General features: G+C 47.8%; 5 protein-coding genes. All 5 read right to left on the bottom strand.

The genetic code is table 11. From position 1 onward, the window contains the following. Positions 1-85, bottom strand: an 85-nt coding sequence (locus tag JRI46_12220; GenBank protein ID MBW2040330.1) for a transposase family protein, incomplete at its 3' end; no start/stop codon positions are given. A gap of 277 nt (positions 86-362) precedes the next feature. Further along, positions 363-1,100, bottom strand: coding sequence for an IS21-like element helper ATPase IstB (istB, locus tag JRI46_12225; protein ID MBW2040331.1), 738 nt, complete (start codon positions 1,098-1,100; stop codon positions 363-365). Next, positions 1,097-2,575 (bottom strand): IS21 family transposase, encoded by a 1,479-nt coding sequence (gene istA, locus JRI46_12230; protein MBW2040332.1) that lies wholly within the window; start codon positions 2,573-2,575, stop codon positions 1,097-1,099. The genes istB and istA overlap by 4 nt, the downstream gene beginning before the upstream one ends. Further along, entirely contained in the window at positions 2,568-2,984 is a 417-nt protein-coding gene (locus JRI46_12235) for a hypothetical protein (GenBank protein ID MBW2040333.1), read from the bottom strand. The genes istA and JRI46_12235 overlap by 8 nt, the downstream gene beginning before the upstream one ends. Positions 2,985-3,008: 24 nt before the next feature. Next, positions 3,009-3,356 carry a hypothetical protein gene (locus JRI46_12240; GenBank protein ID MBW2040334.1) on the bottom strand — a complete coding sequence of 116 codons (348 nt, stop codon included), beginning with the start codon at positions 3,354-3,356 and terminating at the stop codon, positions 3,009-3,011. Positions 3,357-3,752 lie beyond the last annotated feature (396 nt).

Below are 3,752 nucleotides of genomic sequence, written 5' to 3' on the forward strand. Positions count from 1 at the left end.
CTTTGTATTTGATACGAGGAAGGCGGGTGTGTAGGTAGGTAGCTACGTGACAGGTATTTAAATGCTGCCACTGCCTTTCCTCCATGTGATCATACGCAGGTGACTATCTGTCACATTCAGGACACGGTAGAAGTATCCCAAGGTTCATGCTCGAGATAAATGTCAATCCGCCGCGAATGATAGGCTACCCTTTGTTTATTGTATTGACAGGGATCAGGAAATACCCCAAATCCAGGGGTTTAAAATTGGACCATTAAGAAGTCCAGGCAGACCTCAACCCTGCTGCTCTTATTGAAAAGAGTATCATGCCATCAAGGACTTATTACTATACGCTATTTTTCGAGATCGATTAACCCTGTTTTTTATTTGTGCTTTCTTCGATAACTTTCCCCTCCAAAGATAAGGACCTCCGAGTTGTAAACGAGCCGGTCAGCGATCGCTGTGGCCACAGTGGTTGAGTCGAACACCTCTCCCCACTCAGCAAAAGGCAGGTTGGTAGTCAACAGCGTTGACTTTACCTGGTGCCGTGCACTGATGACCTGGAAGAAGAGGTGTGAACCCTGCTGGCCCAGGGAAAGATACCCGAGCTCATCACAGACTAGGAGGGCCGGTGATTGATAGTAGTGGAGCTTTTTCAAAAGCGAGCGGTCTGCCTCAGCGGCGATGAGATGGTTGATCATATCAATGGCGGTGGTAAAAAGGGCCTTGATATTGGCATTACAGGCGGCATAGGCGATGCATTTCGCAAGGAAGCTCTTACCGGTACCGGGGTTACCGATCACAATCACATCTCTGTGCTCTTTGACAAACTCCAGGTTAAGGAGGTTTAGGATTTGAGTTTTCTGATTCCTTCTTGAGCTATGGTGGTGGAAGTCAAACTGATCGATAGTGATCTTTTCATTGAGCCTGGACTGTTGGAATCTGAGCTTAGTGGCATTGTGCCACCGATGTTCTGCCTCTGACTCTGCAAGCCGATTGAGGACAAAAAGACAGTCCTGATTCCTATCGTTGGCCTCCTTAAGGGTGGCTTCAAGGTGTTGGGCCATGACTTTAAGGCGAAGGTTTATGAGTTTCTCTTTGATATGCTCTACATCTGTCATGAGTTTTTCCTCCTTTTGATGACCAATGCATCGTATTGGGCTAAGGAGGGTTCTTCGAGCCGGATACGGTTGAGGTTTTCCTGTTTGACCTTGACTGGGGGATGATGTCTTTTTGGGGTCATCTCCTGATAGAGGATATTTTCAATATAATGGGCACCATAGGCGTTGTGTAAGGTAGCTTTTTTGATGGCCTCAATCAGGGCATAGGGGCCATACTCAGCTTTAAGGTTGAGGAGTTTTTTGAGGTTCTTTTTGATGGGTTGATTTGTAGCGGTAAGGTGTTCGAGATAGGTTTTAGCTGCCTCTCCCAGACTGATGAAGGCCGCTACCTCCTGTGAACGCCAGATCCTTCGCTGCTCCTTTCTGGCAGCTTCCCGGTGTGAAGGCAGTTCGATGCGCTTTCTTCTCTCCCAGGATCGGTGATGGGTGGCAATGGGCTTATCTTTGAAGTAGATGGTGAGGGTATGGTGATCAGCCTTGGCGACCACCCCTTTATCGATGGCCCAGGGAGGCACGGTATAGGAGTTGCCATCAAAGCGGATGGAGAAATCGGGGTACACTTTACAGATGGCCGTATCTCGGCAATCAGGCAGAAGCTCAGGCAATGGCCTCATGCACTCTGCTTTAAAGCGATCAATGGGCCTCTCCCCTGTGGTGCTATGCACCCTGACATTAGCGACATGGTCTCTCCAGTGGTTGGCCTGAACCTGAAGGTCCTTGAGATCCCGGAATGATCTCAGGGGCCAGAAGTTGTACCGGATGTAGTGGATGGCCCCCTTTTCCACCTTGCCCTTCTCATGGGGTTGAGCCACGTTGCAGGCTACCGGGACAATCTTAAAGGGCAGCAGGAACTCCAGGAAGGCATCATTGAATCGGATCAGAGGCCCCTCACGTTCTATGACCGCGGTGAGCATATTATCATGAACCAGCTCCTTTGGGGTTCCTTTAAAGTAGCAAAAGGCATTGAGCAGGCAACGGTGCAGTGTTTCCTGCCTTTGTGAGTGAGTGAACTCAAGATAGAGCATTCGGCTGTAGCACTCAATCACTGCCATGCAGGAGAGCTTACGCGTGGTGTTGCCATAGGTGAGGGAGCCGAAGTGGCCCCAATCGATCTGGCATTGCTGACCGGGTAGGGATTCAAAGCGAATAAAGGGCTCTCTCCTTTTCGATCTACCCCGAGTCTTCCTAAGATAATCTCTTAAGATGGTAACTTCCCCATCGAATCCCAGAGAGGCGATGCGCTGAAGGATGACCACAGCTGAGGCTTTGGGATCGATCTCCATCATTTTTGAGATCTCCTCCTTGAAGGGATCAAGCTTGCTGGACCTCTTGATCACGGGCCTTTTGGGATTTGGGTCATTGAGGTATCTAGCCACAGTTTTCCGGTGAAGGTTGAGGTGTCTGGCGATCTTTCGAATGGAGAATCCTTCATTAGTGAGACGATGGATTTCGAAGATAGTTCTCTGCTCAATCATGGTCTTCTCCTATTGCATCATGGATAATTTGGTGGACAGTAGCCGGATCCCTTTGAGCCATCTCCTCTTCTCCTTTAAGAGGTTTTGATATCTGAATGACAGGCTTATCCGGCACAGAGAGCACCTGGTACAGATGCCCATCAAAAGCGATCAGGTCTTTCTGGATCAATTGATTTCGGGCAAAAAGATACTCATCAATAGAAAACCGCAAGAGGGTACAGATTTTATCGTAGCTGTAGTAGGAAAGCCCGTTTCGGTCGGCCACAAGTACCAAAAACAGGTAAAGCACCAGTTCATGATGAGTGAGGCCCTCAAGAAAGCCATCTCTTAGGAAGCGATGTTCGATAAATGCAAAGGAGCCGGTGATCTTACGGACCCTTTGAGGACAAAGTGGGGTTTTCTCAATCATGGCTAACCTCCTTTATCCCTCAACTTAAGAGAGAAAAGTGGAAAAGTCTATCGAGTCCTTCTTTGCAAGAAATGTATAAGAGCTTGGAATCAGGAAATATTTCTGGGATAACGTGTCCATCTTTGCAAGATCTCCTTTGGCAGGAATTAGATAGTAAGTTCCTGGTTTTACAAGAGAAATTTGCCCTGACGCGTCCATCTTTGCAAGATCTCCAGTGCGGCGTTTCCTGTCCCGCTCTTTTTGTAAAAGGCGGTTACGTTCCACATACTCGGGATGTTGGCTCCTATATCGTCGCCAGTAATCTCGGTTGTCCTCTATCCAACTTTGCTGGGCGTCTCGATGATCATCTCGGTAGTCTGGATCATCTTTCATCTTTTGACGCTGCCACTGTCTTTTCCTGGCACGCTGACAATCCTTCTTGTCACAGTATCGATGGTTCTTTACGCGAGGGTTTGGATTAAAAAGACGCCTACATTGGGGATTTGCACATCGGATCTTTTGGTTCATGGTTTCCCTCCAACGGAAACCATAAACCGATTTGCCCTGTTAAAGTGGAAGAATATGAACCATATCCAAAGTAAATGTTTCTTAGGTTAGTTAAAAGGGAGGGAAGAAAATATAGGTGGGTTATTTATTGTCCGTTAAGCTAGCTTACTTTCTCATCCCTGGATTTGGGGTATTTCCTGATCCCTGTCAATAGTTCCCATGTCGCAAATCATGGAACAGGCAATCGGTCGCATTATTCAAGAAGCTTACGCCCAGGGTGGC

The sequence above is a fragment of the Deltaproteobacteria bacterium genome (genome assembly GCA_019308925.1).
Taxonomy (GTDB): Bacteria; Desulfobacterota; B13-G15; order B13-G15; family RBG-16-54-18; genus JAFDHG01.

Excerpts from the sequence above, each read along its gene's own strand:
- istB (MBW2040331.1), bottom strand. The coding sequence starts at position 1,100 with ATGACAGATGTAGAGCATATCAAAGAGAAACTCATAAACCTTCGCCTT.
- istA (MBW2040332.1), bottom strand. The coding sequence starts at position 2,575 with ATGATTGAGCAGAGAACTATCTTCGAAATCCATCGTCTCACTAATGAA.
- JRI46_12235 (MBW2040333.1), bottom strand. The coding sequence starts at position 2,984 with ATGATTGAGAAAACCCCACTTTGTCCTCAAAGGGTCCGTAAGATCACC.
- JRI46_12240 (MBW2040334.1), bottom strand. The coding sequence starts at position 3,356 with ATGAAAGATGATCCAGACTACCGAGATGATCATCGAGACGCCCAGCAA.